Annotated in this window: 19 protein-coding genes; 5 read left to right on the plus strand and 14 right to left on the minus strand. The window is 39.1% G+C overall.

The window, feature by feature from the left end:
• Positions 1-90: 90 nt before the first annotated feature.
• Both ACPF7B_RS07100 and ACPF7B_RS07105 read left to right on the plus strand, forming a co-directional pair.
• Positions 91-849, plus strand: a complete 759-nt coding sequence (locus ACPF7B_RS07100; protein ID WP_490505128.1) for an SDR family NAD(P)-dependent oxidoreductase — start codon at positions 91-93, stop codon at positions 847-849.
• 40 nt (positions 850-889) lie between these two features.
• Positions 890-1,819: a dipeptidase gene (locus tag ACPF7B_RS07105; RefSeq protein WP_490505129.1), complete on the plus strand. Its 930-nt coding sequence runs from the start codon at positions 890-892 to the stop codon at positions 1,817-1,819.
• Between the two features lie 94 nt (positions 1,820-1,913).
• Here the strand turns inward: ACPF7B_RS07105 and ACPF7B_RS07110 are convergent, their stop codons facing one another.
• The 3 genes from ACPF7B_RS07110 to ACPF7B_RS07120 form a co-directional block, all read right to left on the minus strand.
• Positions 1,914-2,717 carry an outer membrane protein gene (locus ACPF7B_RS07110; protein WP_490505130.1) on the minus strand — a complete coding sequence of 268 codons (804 nt, stop codon included), beginning with the start codon at positions 2,715-2,717 and terminating at the stop codon, positions 1,914-1,916.
• Between the two features lie 181 nt (positions 2,718-2,898).
• Positions 2,899-3,975 carry an alanine racemase gene (gene alr / locus ACPF7B_RS07115; protein WP_490505131.1) on the minus strand — a complete coding sequence of 359 codons (1,077 nt, stop codon included), beginning with the start codon at positions 3,973-3,975 and terminating at the stop codon, positions 2,899-2,901.
• Positions 3,976-4,044: 69 nt separating this feature from the next.
• Positions 4,045-4,704 (minus strand): glutathione S-transferase family protein, encoded by a 660-nt coding sequence (locus ACPF7B_RS07120; protein WP_490505132.1) that lies wholly within the window; start codon positions 4,702-4,704, stop codon positions 4,045-4,047.
• A 229-nt stretch (positions 4,705-4,933) separates the two neighbouring features.
• On the opposite strand from ACPF7B_RS07120, the gene ygfZ reads away from it, so the two are divergent.
• From ygfZ to ACPF7B_RS07135, 3 genes are all read left to right on the plus strand, one after another.
• Positions 4,934-5,632, plus strand: a complete 699-nt coding sequence (gene ygfZ / locus ACPF7B_RS07125) for a CAF17-like 4Fe-4S cluster assembly/insertion protein YgfZ (RefSeq protein ID WP_490505133.1) — start codon at positions 4,934-4,936, stop codon at positions 5,630-5,632.
• Positions 5,633-5,652: 20 nt separating this feature from the next.
• A complete protein-coding gene (locus ACPF7B_RS07130; RefSeq protein WP_490505134.1) occupies positions 5,653-6,684 on the plus strand; it encodes a 6-phosphofructokinase in 1,032 nt (343 codons plus the stop codon).
• 90 nt (positions 6,685-6,774) lie between these two features.
• Positions 6,775-7,164 carry a RidA family protein gene (locus ACPF7B_RS07135; RefSeq protein WP_490505135.1) on the plus strand — a complete coding sequence of 130 codons (390 nt, stop codon included), beginning with the start codon at positions 6,775-6,777 and terminating at the stop codon, positions 7,162-7,164.
• Positions 7,165-7,385: 221 nt separating this feature from the next.
• Here the strand turns inward: ACPF7B_RS07135 and ACPF7B_RS07140 are convergent, their stop codons facing one another.
• From ACPF7B_RS07140 to ccmD, 11 genes are all read right to left on the minus strand, one after another.
• Positions 7,386-10,622 (minus strand): efflux RND transporter permease subunit, encoded by a 3,237-nt coding sequence (locus tag ACPF7B_RS07140; protein WP_490505136.1) that lies wholly within the window; start codon positions 10,620-10,622, stop codon positions 7,386-7,388.
• A gap of 65 nt (positions 10,623-10,687) precedes the next feature.
• A complete protein-coding gene (locus ACPF7B_RS07145; protein WP_490505137.1) occupies positions 10,688-11,893 on the minus strand; it encodes an efflux RND transporter periplasmic adaptor subunit in 1,206 nt (401 codons plus the stop codon).
• A gap of 54 nt (positions 11,894-11,947) precedes the next feature.
• Positions 11,948-12,439: a MarR family winged helix-turn-helix transcriptional regulator gene (locus tag ACPF7B_RS07150; RefSeq protein WP_490505138.1), complete on the minus strand. Its 492-nt coding sequence runs from the start codon at positions 12,437-12,439 to the stop codon at positions 11,948-11,950.
• A gap of 169 nt (positions 12,440-12,608) precedes the next feature.
• Positions 12,609-13,280 (minus strand): heme exporter protein CcmB, encoded by a 672-nt coding sequence (gene ccmB, locus ACPF7B_RS07155; protein ID WP_490505139.1) that lies wholly within the window; start codon positions 13,278-13,280, stop codon positions 12,609-12,611.
• Positions 13,273-13,914 (minus strand): cytochrome c biogenesis heme-transporting ATPase CcmA, encoded by a 642-nt coding sequence (gene ccmA, locus ACPF7B_RS07160; protein WP_490505140.1) that lies wholly within the window; start codon positions 13,912-13,914, stop codon positions 13,273-13,275. Before ccmA ends, ccmB begins: the two co-directional genes overlap by 8 nt.
• Before the next feature lie 2 nt (positions 13,915-13,916).
• On the minus strand, positions 13,917-15,206 hold the full coding sequence (locus ACPF7B_RS07165; RefSeq protein WP_490505141.1) for a tetratricopeptide repeat protein: 1,290 nt from the start codon (positions 15,204-15,206) through the stop codon (positions 13,917-13,919).
• Between the two features lies 1 nt (position 15,207).
• Entirely contained in the window at positions 15,208-15,699 is a 492-nt protein-coding gene (locus tag ACPF7B_RS07170; protein WP_490505142.1) for a cytochrome c-type biogenesis protein, read from the minus strand.
• The gene (locus ACPF7B_RS07175) at positions 15,696-16,256 is read right to left on the minus strand and encodes a DsbE family thiol:disulfide interchange protein (protein ID WP_490505143.1); all 561 of its coding nucleotides are present in this window, start codon (positions 16,254-16,256) and stop codon (positions 15,696-15,698) included. The genes ACPF7B_RS07170 and ACPF7B_RS07175 overlap by 4 nt, the downstream gene beginning before the upstream one ends.
• A 9-nt stretch (positions 16,257-16,265) precedes the next feature.
• Positions 16,266-18,248: a heme lyase CcmF/NrfE family subunit gene (locus tag ACPF7B_RS07180; protein ID WP_490505144.1), complete on the minus strand. Its 1,983-nt coding sequence runs from the start codon at positions 18,246-18,248 to the stop codon at positions 16,266-16,268.
• 39 nt (positions 18,249-18,287) lie between these two features.
• Complete coding sequence (gene ccmE / locus ACPF7B_RS07185) at positions 18,288-18,785, minus strand: cytochrome c maturation protein CcmE (protein WP_490505145.1); 498 nt, start codon at positions 18,783-18,785, stop codon at positions 18,288-18,290.
• A complete protein-coding gene (gene ccmD / locus ACPF7B_RS07190) occupies positions 18,769-18,945 on the minus strand; it encodes a heme exporter protein CcmD (RefSeq protein WP_490505146.1) in 177 nt (58 codons plus the stop codon). The genes ccmE and ccmD overlap by 17 nt, the downstream gene beginning before the upstream one ends.
• Positions 18,946-18,963 lie beyond the last annotated feature (18 nt).

Genomic DNA, 18,963 nt, shown 5'->3' on the forward strand with positions numbered 1-18,963 from the left:
GACATACGTCACTCAAAAGCTTGAGTACACTGATCTGAATAAATCATGCTACTATGAAATCATTATCATAAAAAGATCATCGGAGGTTTCATGAATATTCTTATTACAGGTGCTTCATCAGGATTTGGCTTAGAAGCTACAAAAATTTTTATCGAAAATGGGCATACGGTTATTGGACTTGCTCGTAGACATGATCGTTTAATGGCTCTGAAAGAAGAATTAGGCGATAATTTCTATCCATTGACAGCTGATGTAGCAAATCTACAATCCGTTCAACAAGGCATTGAAAATCTTCCTGAACCATTTGATAAAATTGATGTACTCATTAACAACGCTGGACTCGCTCTCAATCTTGAACCTGCTTTTAAAGCTGATTTTAGCGATTGGGAAACAATGATTAATGTAAATATTCGTGGTCTTACCTTCTTAACTCATCTGATCCTACCACAGATGGTTGCACGTAATGATGGATATATCATTAATTTAAGTTCCACGGCTGGTAATTATCCTTATTATGGTTCCAATATTTATGGACCAACAAAAGCTTTTATTACAAGCTTTTCAATGAATTTACGCGCAGATTTAGTAGGCAAAAATATTCGTGTCACGAATGTAGAACCTGGACTTTGTAGTGATACTGAATTCTCTAACATACGCTTTAAAGGGGATAATGAACGTGCAGCAAATGTTTATGCAGATGTTGATGCTGTCACCGGTAAAGAGATCGCCGATATTCTCTATTGGCTCACAACACAACCTAAACATGTGAATATCAATCGCATTGAAATTATGCCCACACTGCAAACATTCGCAGGGCTTACCGTTGCTCATCCCAATAAAAAAGCATAATACACTCCTATTTTAGACCTACTATAAAAGTTCCATATCTATGAAAATTATTGATCTGCATTGTGATGCATTAATGAAGCTCTCCGAACAGAAGGGAAAAATTCGTTTTACAGATTCTGACCTTTTAGATGTCAATTTCAAAAAAATGCAACAAGGCAAGGTTAAACTCCAAGCTTTTGCCATTTTCGTCTACCCCTCTCTTCCAAGCGCTTCTCAATTTCAAGAAGTCGTTGACCAGATTCATTACTTCTATTCTGAGATTCTTGCAAAAAATCCACAAATACGTTTAATTCGTTCATGGCCAGAAATTCATTCTCTTCAAGAAGATGAAATCGGCGCAATTCTAACATTAGAGGGGGTGGAACCTATTGGCAACGATCTCCATAAATTAACGCTCTTGTATGAGCTCGGAGTACGATCAATCGGGCTTACTTGGAATAGCAGCAATCTAGCAGCCGATGGTGTAGCTGAGGTACGAAGCGGAGGATTAACCCAATTTGGTAAAAAAATTGTCGAATGGTGTAATGAGCATAAAGTATTTGTTGATGTATCCCACCTTCATCCTGCAGGGTTTTGGGATGTGATGGAGCTTGCTAAATATCCTATTGCTAGTCATTCAAATACCAAAGCCATTTGTGATCATCGCCGAAACTTAGATGACGAGCAAATCAAAGCGCTTATTAAACGCAATGCAATGATTCATATCGTATTCTGCCCAGCATTTGTCTCAAAAGCAAGGCCCGTAAACATTGCAGATGTGATTGCACACATTGATCATATCGTTGCACTTGGTGGTATCAAAAATATAGGACTTGGTTCTGATTTTGATGGCATTGAATCTAAAGTAGAAAATCTAAGTGACGCATCAATGTTTCCAAACCTTACTGATGAATTAACGAAAAAATATTCACCTGAAGAAATTGAAGGCTTTACCTCTAAAAACTTTCTACAGTTTATTGAACGTTTATAAGATATATAGAAGCTTTGTATCCAGACATAAATATAGGCACCAATTTATAGGTGCCTCTATTTATGTATGAGAACATTTAAAGTTTTTTCATAAACTAAAAACGTTTCTCACCAAGATTATCTCTAAAGCTTGCACTATGATTACTGTAATTTGTACGCTCAAAACTTTCTCTTAACTCAGGCGTAACATGATCTGCATAGATATTTGTCACTGGTTGATTTTCATCTTCTGTATACCATTCGCCAAGCATATAACGAATCCCCAAAGTAATTTCATTAGAAGCTACCTTCGCTTTCATCTGTTCTGACGTACCACCAAAGTTTGTCATGCCACTATTGGCTTTCCCTAAATTCACATGACGAAAGCCAAGATCAATATAGGTATTATTCACAGGTTTAAATGAAGCACCTACCCCTAGTGACCAAGCAAAGTTATTATCGCTACCTGAGTTAAAAGGAGCCGAACCACTATTTTGATAGCCCGTCGATTTTAAGCGCGCATAACCAATACCTGCCGTACCATAGACAGCGAACTGTTCATTGATAGGATACGATGCATAAGCATTTAACATCAGGCGCTGCGATTTAATTTTATGGTGCGCAAAACTTCCTGCTTGCGAACTAATAAATTCATTCTTTTTAGGAAAAACGTATTCAAGTTCAACACGAAAAATATCATCGAACTTATAACCGGCATCAACCGACCCTGAAATAAATTTTTTCTTCTCTTTCTCTTTTATAAATACGCCATTAGGTCGAATAGAATCTTCCATATCTTTCGCTTTATGTTCTGCACCAATTAAATTGGCCCCTACATAAAACCCCTTTGTTATTTCTGCTTCCGCGTTAGATACTGCGCCTAGTAACAATGCGGATGCCAATAAGGCACGGATCTTCATATTACCTTCTTCCCCTATATTAAAAAATGTTAATCTACATAAACTCGTTAATTCTACCATTGTATCAAGCAATGTGTATAATTATATAAAACAGAACGTTATATTGTGATAATAATCATTTTTTATTTGTAAAGCCAAGTACAAAATATTTCAAAAAATTCAATAACCCGCTGAAATACATTTATATTTTATCAACCTTAAAATGTACTCTGTGCGCAATATGCGTCAATATTGTATAGGGAATTGTTCCTGCCCACTGAGCTACCTTTTCAAGCGGTAAGCGATCTCCAAAAATCTCGACTTCATCTAACCAAGCAGATTGTGGAACATTCCGTAGATCTATCATCATCATATCCATCGCAGGTCTTCCAATAATGGGCGCAACATAATCCCCGACTAAAACAAATGCCTCATTGCTGATCTCTCGAGGATATCCATCCGCATATCCACAAGCAATAACACCAATAGGCATTTTTTCTGGAGCAATAAATTTTGCGCCATATCCAACACTTTCACCCTGATCGATCACTGTTGTATGAATAACTTTAGATTTTAGTGTCATCAGCGGGCATAACCCAAAATCTTTACCTGTATAGTCATCAATAGGTGAAATACCATAAAGAGAAATGCCCATGCGTACCAAATGATGATGTGTCTGCGGAGCAGTTAAAATCGCAGCTGAATTAGCAAAAGATTGCGCTAGTCCTAAGTCATTTAACTGCGCCATTCGCTTAATCTGCGTGGCAAAAAGAGGTGAATCTTTCTCATCAGAGGTCGCAAAATGACTCATCAAAATGATTTTTTTAACAGAACTCATGCCCAATAATTCTGTCGCAACTTGTTTAACGGCTTCAGGCGAAAATCCTAAACGGTGCATTCCAGTATCAACTTTTAAAAATATTGTTAATGGACTTGGGATATCCGCATCTTTTAACATTGAAAGCTGTGTTTGATTGCCAATCACCACCGCATAGTTTTGCTCAGAAGCGAGCCGATATTCATCAACTGAAAAGAGACCTTCCAACAGTAGAATAGGTAGTTCGCTACCTTTCGCCCGAATGTCATCCGCTTCTTCGCGCATAGCAACAGCTAAATAATCCACTGATCGATTCAAAATTGGTAAGAGATTTTCAACTCTATGACCATATGCATTTGCCTTAACAACAGCGCAATAGAGGCTATTCGGCGATTTTGCCTTTAATATTGCGATATTATTTTCTAATGCTTTCTCAGAAAAATGGGCGACAAGCGGTCTCATGGTTCTCTTCTCTATCGATAATGATGCTCTGCAAAGTGTATCATTTAAACGATACACGTCACGATCAAATTAAACATTTTTAAATAAAATACCCCCTCGTTGTTTCTGAATCTCAATAAATTTATCATTCCAATCACCCGCTACCATCTGCAAAACAGCATGATGGGTAAGTAATTTATTGCTCAATGCTTGTAACTTTGGAAAGCCTTCTAAAATATTTTCAGTCTCAAGTGAGGCTAATAAATCAAAACGAATAAACATCGGAGCCAAGACAATATCCACAGCCGTCATTGATTCACCACTAAAAAAGCTTCGACCACATTTCTCTTCTAACGCTGATAAAGTGACTTTCATTGTCTTAATATATTGTTGTAATTCTTCCTCAGTTTTTGCCCCCATGCTCATATATTGCGGACCATAAAGCTCTCCTGCGATACCTGCCCATGCTCGTTGAACTGCTCTCTTTGCCGGAAGCTTCGCATAGATCGAGGGCACTTTATGAAGTTCCTCAATATATTCCACAATTGCCATTGACTCAAAAAGAACTTCCCCAGTAGTCACTTTCATCACAGGCACTTTGCCAAGTGGTGACCATTCTTTGAACCATTCAGGTAAATCTGCATGAGGATCAAGCCAAATCGATTCAAAATCGATGGCTTTTTCATTTAAAGTCATTAAAACGCGTTGTACAAAAGGACAAAAAGGGTAACCCACTACTTGATAACTCATACATATCTCCATTGATAGAATTCGGTTAGAATAAACACATATTTGTAGTATGCTAAATAATAGGTATATCGCTATTTCATTCTACTTATGAGAGATACCTATGTAAGGCGATTATACAAAGTTCTAACGGAATTCCAATACTGTAATGAAAGGAAACTTATCCCTCATTATTAGTGTTGTAAAATAGACTCACAGAATCAATATGATCCATATTTTGGAGGTTATATTTATGTCAATTAAGCTTCGCCGATTAATCGTACAAGGACAAGATGCGGCGAATTTTCTGCAAGGACAAATTACTGCAGATATTTCTAAGCTCTCTTTTATTAATCAAGATCCTGATAATCATACATATGGTTTATCCGCGATTTGCAACCGTCAAGGACGTGTAATTGCATTATTTTGGGCGATTAAGAAAGAGACAGATACTTTTCATCTTCTTCTGCCAGATTCATTAGCGGAGAAAATTCAAAAGCATTTGACTGTCTTTATTTTCCGTTCAAAAGTCACAATGACGATCGATGAACCAAGTGAAGAGGATTTAGCAACAATTCCGACAGAGCTGATCATTCCTTGGATTATTGAAGAAAATAGTGAAGAATATGTCCCTCAAATGCTCAGCTTAGATATTCTTAAAGCAATTAATTTCAAAAAAGGTTGTTATACCGGTCAAGAAATTATTGCTCGAATGCAATATCTTGGCAAACATAAAAGACGTCTCGCCTTAATCCGCTCAGAAAAACCAGAAGAATTTCAGGTCAACGTAAAAATTCTAACTAATAACAATATTAATGCCGGTGAAATTGTACATTTTGATAAAAACCAAGCATTAGCTGTTTTACGTTTAGAACAACGCGATAATCCATTAAAAATTGACTCGCCAATAGAAATTACTCATATTTGGCAAGATGATGAAGATATCCTCTAACCGATAAAAAAGGGATAAAAATGACACAAAAACATATTGGTGTATTAACTGCCGGCGGAGATTGCCAAGGGCTTAATGCCGCGCTTCGCGGAATCACACTTTCAGCACTTCGTGAAGGTTGGAAGGTTACTGGGATCCATGATGGTTTTGTTGGTTTAGCAGAAAAATCCCACAGCGAACTAACATTTGCAAAGGTCTGTGATATTGCGGGAACTGGCGGCACAATTTTAGGAACCGGTCGGGGCGGTGGTCGCGCACGTAATACTGAAGAGGCTGTTGCTGCTTGTGTTGAAAGTTTTCATGAACTTGGCCTAGATGCACTTGTATGCCTCGGTGGCGATGGTACACAGCGCTTTGCCAGCTATCTACATGAGGCAGGGATTCCTGTTGTGACATTACCTAAAACGATTGATAATGATATTGCTCACACCGATGTCACATTTGGTTATGATACCGCAGTCCATGTTTCTGCAATGGCACTTGATCGTCTCCGTACTACCGCAGATTCTCACCATCGCTTAATGATTCTAGAGGTTATGGGAAGAGATGCTGGCTGGTTAGCTGCCGGGGCTGCACTAGCGGGGTCGGCCGATATTTGTTTAATTCCAGAGATCCCTTACTCGCTTGAAGCGATTGTTAAATATATCCGAGATAATATTCGTAACCGCCGATCAGCGCTACTTGTTGTCGCGGAAGGCGCAATTTCGCAAGAGAACGATAAATTAGGTCTAACACCTAAAAAACATGTTGAAGCGATAAAACTCGTCGATAGTATTCCTGAACTCACCGGTATGCAATCACGCCTAACCACACTAGGCTATGTCAGCCGCGGTGGTTCGCCGACAGCAACCGATCGTATCTTTGCAACACAATGTGGCACCAAAGCCATTGAATTTATCAAAGAGAGTCGCTTTGGTGTAATGGTTGCAGAACAGGGACGTATATTAGTACCCGTTCCCATTGAAGAGGTTGCCGGAAAACCGCGTTTACTTCCGGTTGATCATCCTCTTATTCAAACTATGAAAGAGACTAATATTTGTTTAGGAATTTAAATTAAATTTTGAGAAAAACTGGGATGTTAATCACAAAGCTGTTAATATCTCTCCTCGTTAATCGCAACTTGTAATAGACAGAAATAGATTATGAAAAAAATTATTAATACCGATCATGCACCTGCAGCAGTAGGACCTTATTCTCAAGGGAATGCATTTGGTAATCTCGTTTTCACATCAGGTCAACTTCCACTAAATCCTGAAACAATGAAATTTCCCGAAGGTGGCATTAAAGAGCAAGCAGCACAAGCATTAGAAAATCTCAAGGCAATTTTGGTTGCCGCGGATGCTGATTTTTCAACTGTGCTCAAAGTAACCTGTTACCTCGATGATATTAATGACTTTGCAGATTTTAACGAAGTCTATACAGACTTTTTCGGTACTGAAAATGCACCCGCACGCTCTTGCTTTGAAGTCGGTGCCCTTCCTATGGGTGCATTAGTTGAAATTGAAGCAATCGCTTATCGTAAAGAAGATTAAAATCGACTATTTCAACGCCAAATTTTCGAGTAAGTCTAGATAAATCAAATGCAAAAGGTAGCTTAACGCTACCTTTTTTAATATCGGCAAAACTCTCACCCTACTATTTTCTTAGTAAAAAAAATATCAGTAGTACCAATACTACTGACATTTTATCTTTATAATGTATTCTACTTATTACTCATATTAACCAGAATCGTAAGCAGCTTACAAATGATCAATTACGATTGAGTTACAACCTTAACATCCCTCTCTTGCTGATCCTGCTTAGAATCAGGAGATGTAGGCGGATTCCCATCACGTTTATTCGCATCACGATTCAGAACAAGGAAGAAAATTGGTGTGAAGAGAATAACTAATAGTGTCCCTCCAATCATACCCCCAACAACAACCTGCCCTACAACGTTTTGTGCACCAGAGCCTGCTCCTGCTGAAAGCGCCAATGGCAATACCCCAAATCCAAACGCTAACGATGTCATGACAATCGGTCGCAAACGCTCTTGTCCTGCGCGAATAGCTGCCTGTGTTGCAGTCATACCAGAGCGAACAAGATCACGGGCAAACTCAACAATCAAGATCGCGTTCTTCGATGTTAAACCGATCGTTGTTAACATCCCTACTTGGAAATAGACATCATTTTCAATACCCATCATTCTTGCTGTAATTACAGAACCAACAACACCAACAGGAATAGTTAACAGTACTGAGATCGGCACTTTCCATGATTCATAAAGTGCCGCCAAGCTTAAGAAGATCACAAATACCGACACTAATAGTAACATGACCTGTGAATCACCCGCTTGACGCTCTTCATATGAAGTATCTGTCCATGCAACTGAAACCCCTTGTGGAAGATATTCATTCACAATGTGTTCAATCGCATCCATCGCCTCACCGGTACTTTTACCTTCTGCGGCATTGATAGAGAGCGGGAATGAAGCAAATCCATCAAAACGATTTAGCTGCGGTGCACCGTATGACCAACGACCTTTCGCAAATGCACTAAATGGAACCATTTCCCCTTTTGCATTACGAACATACCAACGTTGAAAATCATCGGGCATCATTCGATAAGGCGCATCTGCTTTTACCTGAACGTGTTTAATACGGCCACGATCAATAAAATCATTTACATATGAGCCCCCCCAAGCAATAGACAACGCCGTATTAATATCTCCGACGGATACTTGTAATGCTTGTGCTTTTTCACGATCGATATCTACGTGATATTGCGCAGTATCAAACTGCCCACCAGGACGCAAGGAAGATATATCAAGCGCTGGACTCTGTGCCGCCATCCCCATAAATGTCGTAACCGCGTTCATTAACTCATTATGACCAAGTCCAATTGTATCTTGCAATTGAAAGCTTACCCCTGTTGCAGACCCAAGCTCAATAATGGGTGGCGGACTGAAGACAAAGATCTGCGCTTCAGGAACTGTGGCGGTATACTTTTGAACTCTCTCCATCAATGCGGGGATTGATGTTGCCTCTGTTTCACGATCTTCCCATGGTTTTAGCTTAATAAAGAACATTCCTTGTTCACTACCTTGCCCGGAGAAGCTGAAACCCGCAACGGTCATCACAGAATCAACCGTACTGCTCTCTTCTTTAAGAAGATAATCCGTAATCTGCTCTAATGGAATTTCTGTCTGATTCAAAGAAGTACCATTTGGATTAATCGTCATACCGATAAGCATCCCTTGGTCTTCATCTGGTAAGAAGCTTTTTGGTAATTGCATAAATTGGTAGCCAACAAACGCAAGCCCAATCACTAATATACCGATATAGACAATCGGTCGTTTAAGAACATTAGTGATTCCTCTTGTATAACCATCACTTACTTTGTCAAATCCAATATTGAAGTATTTAACAATTAACCCGATCACATGTAGTACTGGCGCAAATAACTTCGCAAAAAAACGACCTAACGCTGTTTTAGGTTCTTTTTTCTCTTCATGGTCACGCAATAATGTTGCACACATTGCGGGCGTAAAAATAATTGCCACTAATACTGATAACAGCATTGCTGTGATAATCGTTACGGAGAATTGACGATAAATGACCCCTGATGCCCCCCCTAAGAATGCCATTGGGACAAATACAGCCGATAATACAACACCGATACCAACCAAAGCACCTGTAATTTGATCCATCGATTTACGTGTTGCTTCTAATGGAGAGATCTTCTCTTCTTCCATGATACGTTCAACGTTTTCAACAACGACAATCGCATCATCCACTAAAAGTCCAATTGCCAGTACTAAAGCAAATAGAGTTAGCGTATTTAAGTTAAATCCAAGCGCATTTAAAACAATCATTGTTCCCGCTAGAACATACGGAATAGCGAGCATTGGAATGAGAGTTGCACGGATATTTTTAAGGAATAAAAATACGATAATAAATACAAGACCAATCGCCTCAATCAACGTATGTTCAACACTTGCCACTGAATATTCAACAAATGGCGTTGTATCATACGGGAATGTGTATGCCATTCCTGATGGAAGATCTTTTTCAATCCCTTTTAAATAAGCCTTAACAGTATTTGCCGTATCTAAAGCATTAGCCCCTGATGATAAGCTTATCGCAACGCCCGCTGCTGGTTGATTATTGTATTTAGAACTTACCGATTCAGATTCAGGCGATAATTCCACTCGCGCAACATCTGAAAGCAGTACTTCACTACCATCTTCATTAACACGGAGTTGAATTGCCCTAAATTCTTCAGGGCTTTCTAAAAGCGATTGAGATGTCACCGTATAACTGATGAGCTGTTCCTTCACATTTGGCATCGCTCCGAGACTTCCAAGTGTTGCCTGTGAGTTTTGCTCTCGAATTGCTGCAACAACATCCGTAGGTGTCATATCATATTGATAGAGCTTCATCGGATCAAGCCAGATATTCATCGCATAACTAGAGCCGAAAAATTGGATCTCTCCGACCCCCTGGAGACGACTCATCTGATCTTGCAATGTCGAAGAAATATAATCTCCGATATCCCCCGATGACATAGATCCATCGGGTGAATAGAAGGCAACAACCATCAAGAAAGAAGTACTTGATTTTGCAATAGTAACCCCTTGCTGCTGTACAGCTTGTGGCAATTTGCTCAATGATTGTTGGATCTTATTTTGTACCTGTACTTGCGCTAAATCAGGATCAACACCCTGATTAAAGGTTACATTAATTGAGAACGTACCAGCGCTTGAGCTTGATGAACTCATATAACGATAGCCATCAAGCCCACTAATACTCTGCTCGATAACTTGCGTCACACTCTCTTCTACTGTTTGCGCACTTGCACCTGGATACACCCCAGAAATACTTATTTGTGGAGGCGCTATTGGTGGATATTGAGATACTGCCATGTTCCGAACAACTAATAGTCCGATAAACATCGTCAATATCGCAAGAACCCACGCAAAAATTGGTCGGTCTATAAAAAATCGTGCCATATTATTTAATTAAATCCTTTTATTGATAACGGTAGGATTGACGTTTACTACGACAATAGCGTGATTTACTGAATCGAGATGTCATCTTCAACGACATCAACAACAACATCTTTACCGCCACTGCGTTGCAACGCTGACTGAACTGTTTGTAGTCCTTTTATAACTACTCGTTCACCTTCTTCTAAACCACTTTCAATGACCCAATCTTGCTCGTAAGAACGAGAGATTTTCACTTGACGCATATGAGCAACATTATCTTTATCCACAACAATCACTGTACTCACACCACCGGGTCCTTGCGTCACTGCTTTTTGTGAAACAACCAAAGCACCATGCTCAATACCTTGCTGAACAACTGTTCGAACAAACATGCCAGGCAACAAGCTGCCATCATTTTCAAATTGCGCTTGTAGGAAGATTGAGCCTGTCGTTGGATCCACTGTTAAATCTGAGAACTTAATATAACCAACTTTGTCATACAGCGTTCCATCTTCAAGGTAGATACGCACTAAATGACCATCTTCTAGTTCACCTGTTTCAAGATTTTTTACTTGCGTTGGTCTATAAATACCCGACAAAATCTTTTTGCGTACTGCTGCATATTCAGCAGAAGAGTAGGTGATATTGACCTTCATAGGATTTAAAACCTGAATCACAGCCATTTCGGTCGATTGTCCAGGAGACACTAATGCACCCTGAGTAAAGTTTGTACGACCAATTTGCCCTGAAATGGGTGCCTCCATCTGGGTATAATCAAGATTAATTTTTGCATTAGTAACTTGTGCTTCTGCACCAATTACTTCAGCATTCGCTTGCATCAAGGCAGCATTTGCATCATCAACATCTTGTTGACTAACCGCTTTTGATTGCTTGAGTGCATTTAAACGATCCGCTTTTAATTTTGCCGCATTTTGATTTGCTTTAGCACGTTCTAAAGTTGCCTCTGCTTGCAATAAACTCGCTTTATAAACTGCTGGATCAATCTGATAGAGTTGATCACCCTCATTGACATAGCTCCCTTCTGTAAAGTTAACTGACAAGATAATCCCACCAACTTGCGGTCGAACTTCTGCAATTACCGATGCCTCTGTACGACCGGGTAATTCTGATTCAACGGTAATATTCTTACGTTCAACCGGTTGAACTACCGCTTGAGGAGCTATTGCATGCGCTTGTTCTGGCGCATTGTCGCTACATGCAGTGATCACCACTCCAAGACCGATGATTCCTAGCATATTTCGAAAATATTTTGCATTGCTACTTTTTCTCATTTTTTCTCTCATCTATTGATTAATAGTGTTTGACTTTTACTTCAGCAATTAGTCCTACTTCGACTGTTCACTCTTTTTAAAACTAATAGAGCTTATTGCATTGTCTAATTCCCTAATTGACGTTAACATTTTCTCGCCTTTTTCAGCGCCCATCTTAGTTGCTATCTCCATTAACCAATTGCCATAAACTTCCTGACCCAATTTTTCATAATATTTGGCACCCTTTTCAGTCACCGTATAGAGCGGAGATCGTTTATTTTGAGGATTTTCTAACGCCTCAATGTACCCATGCTCTAACAGAAATCCTATTTGGCGTTGCACAGCTTGTCTCGAAGTAAAACGAAACTCTGCAATTTGCGGAACCGTTAAAGGCCGCTTCTCACAATTGATAATTGAAAAAATTGTCCAACAAGAATGGGTAATTTCACTATCTGCGGCAATCAAAAGATCCTCACCAATGCGGTGAAGTTTTGAAAGCAATGTAAACAGTTCTTGAAATATTGATACAAAAAGCTGCTTCTCAGGGGGAACTTCATTCGGACACATAGCGACTCTTTATAACGGATTGGACAGAGTTAAATAGTAAATGTTGACAACAACGTTGTCAATAACATGATAGAACATTTTTTCATAAAAAATAGGGATTTAATAAATAAAAAAAACGCTTACATCGGGAAAATGAAGCGTTTAAGAAATAATATAGGCTCAGTTTAAATTAATCTAGACTCATTCGTATTGAATAGGTCGTTACTAATGGTGCAACTAAAAATGCAGCAATATTACCGCCAACTAATATCATTAATAAGCCTGATAATGAATGCCCTTCTTGCAATCGTTGCAACAATTGCACCCCCACTAATAACACAGGAATATAAAGAGGTAATGTAATAATCGATAATAGTAATCCCGCTTGCCGCAATCCTACAATCAACGCGACACACATGGCCCCGATAAAACTTAATAATGGCGTACCTACCAATAAAATCAATGCGACACTGAAAGAGCTATCAAGGCTAAAACCAAGCATCAATGCTAAAATTGGTGAAAAGATTACTAATGGCAACCCCGTTAAGAGCCAATGTGTAATCATCTTTGCCAAGATAATGCAATAGAGCGAAGAGCCACTAATCACCATCTGTTCTAAAGAACCATCATCGAAATCGTTTTTAAACACTCGATCAAGTACTAATATCGTTGAAAGTAAGGCTGCAATCCATAGAATTGCTGGTGCAGCAGCATGGAGTGTTTTCTGATTTTCAAGTCCTAATCCAAGAGGAAAGAGCGAAACAATAATTAAAAAGAAGATCAATGGCATCATAATTTCAGAGCGATTACGCATACCAATCCTCAGATCACGAGCAATTACCGTAAATAGAATCCTAAGCATTCTTAGAGACTCCTTTAATCATCAAGGTCTGATTGAAGCTTTCATCTGCAGGGTTTTGATGAGAAGTAAAAATAATCCCCCCACCTTGTTGGCAATGACTCTGCATTTTCTGCTCTAAAAGAGTCACAGAATCACTATCAAGTGCGGTAAATGGCTCATCTAAAATCCAGATTGGTGCAGGTTCTAGCCATAAACGAGCAAGAGTCACTCGGCGTTTTTGTCCGGCAGATAGATATCGTACAGGACGGTCTTCAAGTGGCAATCCTAAAATTAAAAAAACGTCTGTTACAACCTGATCACTTACTATTACACCTCTCAAAGAGAGCATGAACTTAAGATTTTCTCGAGCAGTTAGATCTAAATTAAGACTCAAAACATGACCAATGTAAAGTATTGGTTTACAGTAGAAATGCAGTAATTCTCGGCGATCATCGCCATTGAGAAAGATTGCTCCTTGATAACGTTGACTCACCCCCGCTATCGCCCGCAATGATGTTGTTTTACCTACACCATTACGACCTCGTACAAAAATCGAATCTCCATTTCGTAAACTCAAAGAGAATGGTTCAAAAATCGGACGATAATTTCGAGTCACACTTAACGATTGAACCTCAAGTAGAAATTTCGTTTCCAAAATCACTCCACAAATCGATCTAAAACAAGTTTTACTGGAGTTTCAATTTCTAAAATATCGACGACTTGAGCTTCAATATCCCCTTTTCCAGAGATAGGATCGCCCGTTAAACTAATCTTTGCGGAGATCGAGAGCCCATCTTGCTTTGCTAACGATTCCCCATTTTGCATTAAAAGATCAGCATCTGTAATTGCTACCTGAATCGGAAATTTTTGAATATCTTGTACAGGAATACGCTTTGCGGCCAAAGGTGGACCGACTTGACTATTACGCACAAAGATATAAAGGACCGCACTACCAGGCAATGTTGTGACATCTACACCTGCTAAATCAAGTTCGACATTAATCGATGTACTCTGTGGGACTATTGATATGTTTTTCTCACCGGCACCAGTTAAGGTTTCAATCATATTCATGATTAAATCGCGATTTTCTGACCCTTCAGGATAATGATCTGCCAAGATTGAGAAATAGTGCATCGCTTTATCGATTTTCTGATTTTCAAAAAGTACTGTTCCATAATAGAGTAGCAAGCTCTCATTATCTTGATTTCGCGTAACAAAATTATCAAAGAGTGCTTCCAATCGCTCGTTGAGTTGATAGTTATTCATCGCTAATTGGATATTGAGTAATGTGTAATAAGTATTTGTATTATTAGGATTTAAACGATACAGATCAAGATAAGCTTTTTCAGCTAATGGTAATTGATCCATATTAAGATAAATTTTCCCTAATAAATTTAATTCTTTCGGACCCGTATGATGATCAGAAGAACTCATTAAATTAAGTGCCGTCAATGTGCCAACGAGATTACTCTGCAATTCAACAGGAGGATTTAAATCAGCAATTGTGTTAGCGCTTTGTAATTCTTCAATCGATAAGCCAGCGATCCATTTTTGAACATACGGCATCGCAATACGTCTTTGTGTATCTAGATTACGAGCATCTTCTGGATAGCCATCTTCCCAAAATATGAGTGCAGCTCCTGCAATAATAGCGCCACCAAATAACAATAAAAAAAGTTTAGTAAAACTGTTAATTTTTCGATCAGGGTGAGCAACAGCCAAAAGATCCTGAGCTAGAGCCACTTTTGTTGCTTCATAAGTTTCAGTATCAATTTTCCCGCGTTGAAGATCATCATCAAGTGTTGCAGACTCATCTAAAAACTTATCTCGATAAACACTTTGGAGGCGAGGATATTTTGCAGCCCCTTTTCCCCACAATGCAAACGCAATTAGTAACAATGAGATACCAAGAAAAAGTAAGGTATATATTAATTCAATTCCCATCATTTTAATTATCCTTTCCCTTTAGTATCTCATTTAATCGCTGTTTCTCATCGGTGCTTAATGTCACTGCAACGGCATTGTCACTCTCTGTGAAAGACGTTTTTTTCTTTCGGCTCTTTGAAATAAATAGAATAACTAAAATCAAAAAGAGCAAGGAAAATGGGCCAAACCACAATAACCACGTAATAGGTTTCACAGGTGGATTGTACATTACAAAATCACCATAACGATCAACCATAAAGTTAATAATCTGCGCATCAGCTTGACCATCAATAATCATATTATATGTTAGATCTCGCATATCTTGAGCAAGAGGTGCATCGGAATCTGCAATATTTTGATTCTGACATTTTGGACAACGAAGCTCTCGTGTCAAAGACTGAAAACGTTGTTCATCAACTGGATTTTTAAATTCATAAAGATTCACTGAAGCAACTGAGAACGAAGATATAAGCAGCATCGATACGGTAAAGAATATTCTGATACAACGGATCATGATTCATCTCCTCTGCTCTTAGCAGCTTTAACAGCATTTTCATAAATAGGCTTTAACTCGTTTTCCCACAGCTCTACCGTAATTTCACCTACATGTCGATGGAGTATGACATTATTTTCATCTAAAAAATATGTTTCTGGCGCACCATAAACGCCCAAATTCAGACCAATTTGTCCACTCTCATCTGCAATCGTAAAGATATAAGGATCACCTAGCGTCTGAAGCCATTCATAAGCTTTCACGGTACTATCTTTATAATCTACGCCATAAATAGGTACGCCGGTTGAGCCAATCGTTTTTAATGCTGCATGTTCTGCTTCGCAAGTTGGACACCACGTCGCCCAGATATTTAAAAGTGCAGGGCCTTTAATATCTTCATCGGTTAAAATCTTAGCCGTTGTGCCGGGAGGCGCAACTTCATAGGCACTAAAGGCCGGTAAGGGTTTTCCCTTTAATGCAGAAGGAAGGTAGCTGGCGTCATTATTTAAACTCATAAAGAGAAATATAAGGAATCCAACAAGGATGACCACAATCCCAGCAATGACTGCTCTTAACATATCGTTCTCCTATACAACTTCGTTCGATTCACTACCATTTTGTAGCTGCTTACGCCCAATACGGTAACGGCGATCAAGTATCGATAACAATGCGGCAAAGGTAATAATTAGGCCTCCTAGCCAGATCCACCGAACAAATGGTTTTACATAAAGACGAATCGCCCATGCATTTTCTGCTCGTTCTTCAGCCATTGCAACATAAAGATCATCAATTAATGATGGGCGAAGAGCAACTTCACTAATTGGCATTCCACTAACGGTATAAGTGCGTTTCTCAGGGTGCATAATCCGCAGTGGTTTGTCGTTTTGATATACCTGAATTGTACCGCGAGTACCGATATAATTTGATCCTTGAATATCCTCAAGCGCCAATAACTCAAAACCGTATTCCTGCACTTTGACTGTTTGACCTACTTTCACTAATCGATCTTGTTCATCGCTATAATGTGACGTCAGCGTAATCCCCACAATCGTAACGATTAATCCTAAATGTCCAAAATTCATCCCCCAGCGAGATAATGTCTGACTTTTAAGGCACTTAAAGAAGTTATCTTTTTTACGACCATTGAGTTTAATTTCAAAGAGAATCCCAAAGAATACCCAATAACAGAGGACTAAACTTAAAAGAACAATTGACTGAATTGGTTTTGTATAGAGATACGCGACCCAAATACCTGAAGCTATACCCAAGATTAACGAGAATAGCGCCATAATTAACAATGGTTTTGCAATTCGCGAAAAAGAATCTTCTTTAAAACGCAGCAATGGGGTAAATCCTAAAACTACAAGAATAATTAGAGAAATAGGCACTAAATATTGGTTAAAGTACCCTTCACCAACAGAAATTTTCCCAATCTGCAAAATATCAACAATAAGCGGATAAAGAGTTCCCAAAAGAACAACAAAACATGCGACCGATAAAAAGATATTATTAAATAAAATCCCTGATTCTTTTGAAACCAAACTTAAATGAGACTCTTGGCGAATCTTGTGCGCTCTAAAAAGAAGAAGAATAAATCCAAAGAGCGCGATAATCGCAAGCAAGAATAGAATAAATTGTCCGCGCGATGGATCCGCTGCGAATGAATGGACGGAGGTTAAGACACCTGAACGTACTAAAAATGTCCCTAAGACACTTAAACAGAAGGTAAAAATAGCAATAATAACTGTCCAAAGCGTAAAGGCTTTGCGTTTTTCTGTTGCAGCGAGTGAATGAATAAGGGCTGCACCTAAAATCCAAGGGATTAACGAGGCATTTTCAACCGGATCCCAGAACCACCAACCGCCCCAGCCAAGCTCATAATATGCCCACCAACTGCCGACTGTAATTCCAACCGTTAGGAATCCCCAAGCCGCTAATGCCCAAGGACGAACCCATCGAATTGATAAGCGATCAATATGTCCTGTCATTAAAATTGCACAAACAAAAGCATACGGTACAGCAAATCCAACGTACCCCATATAAAGAAGTGGCGGATGAATAATTAAGCCAACATCTTGTAAAAGTGGGTTAAGATCACGTCCATCATACATATCAAGCGTTAAATTACGCGCAAATGGATCGGATGTAAAAATCAAAAATGCGATAAATCCGGTGGTGATTCCACCCAGTACCGCTAATGTTGTTGATGAGAGTTCCAGCGGCATTTTACGAGTAAAGAAAATAACCGCAAGCATCCACATAACAAGTGTAAATACCCAAAGGAGCATAGAGCCTTCGTGTCCACCCCAAATAGCCGTAATTTTATAGATCGCCGGCAACTTTGTATTGGAATTTAAAAAGACATAGGAGTAACTAAAATCACTAATCCAAAAGAGATGCCCTAGATAGATAAAGGAAAAAGCCACAAGAATGAAGAGCCAAATAGTTAATGGACGCGCACTATACATCAATTGTGGGCTACGAAGCTTTACCCCGATAAGCGGCAATATAAAGAGAGCAATCGAAACACCGAGTGCGATATAGAGTGCTAGCTGACCTAATGGAAGCATAATTAATTCTTAACCTTTTCTAAAATATGACATCAATAATTAGATATCTTTTTCTTTAAATGGATGCCCTTGCGCTTCAAGTGTTGCTGCAACTTCAGGAGGCATATATTCTTCATCATGTTTTGCGAGAATCTCTTCTGCTACAAACTCATTTCCTTGAATCAATTTTCCACGAGCAATAATTCCCTGCCCTTCTCTAAAAAGGTCTGGCAAAATTCCATCATAACTTACCATGATCTCTTTTGCTGTCCCATCAACTAAGGCAAATTCAACCGCTAATGAGTCTTCTCCCTTCTTTAATGTTCCGGGCACGACTAATCCCCCGACTCGAATTGTTTTATCAAACGGCGCTTCTCCATTATTCACTTGTTCTGGTGAATAGTAGAGATTAAGATTGTCTCTTGAAGCAAACATGGCAAATCCGATCACAGCAAATGCCGCAACGACAATTGCAATAATCACATACATCCGTTGTTTCTGCTTCGGCGACATCATTCGCTTTTTACCCATCGTCTTCATACTATTTTGTTGTGTCATTAATCATCCCCTCCTGCTTCATTGCACGCTTTAAACTTCTGCTTTCAGTCCATAACGAAACAATCAATCCTAACAGACAAACCGCAACAAACCCATAGCAAGCCCACACATAAGCGGTATGTTTTCCCATATCAAAAAGTGTTACAAAATCAGATAACATCGAATACTCCTCTTCTTA

Source organism: Ignatzschineria sp. 22MB058224 (genome assembly GCF_058188435.1).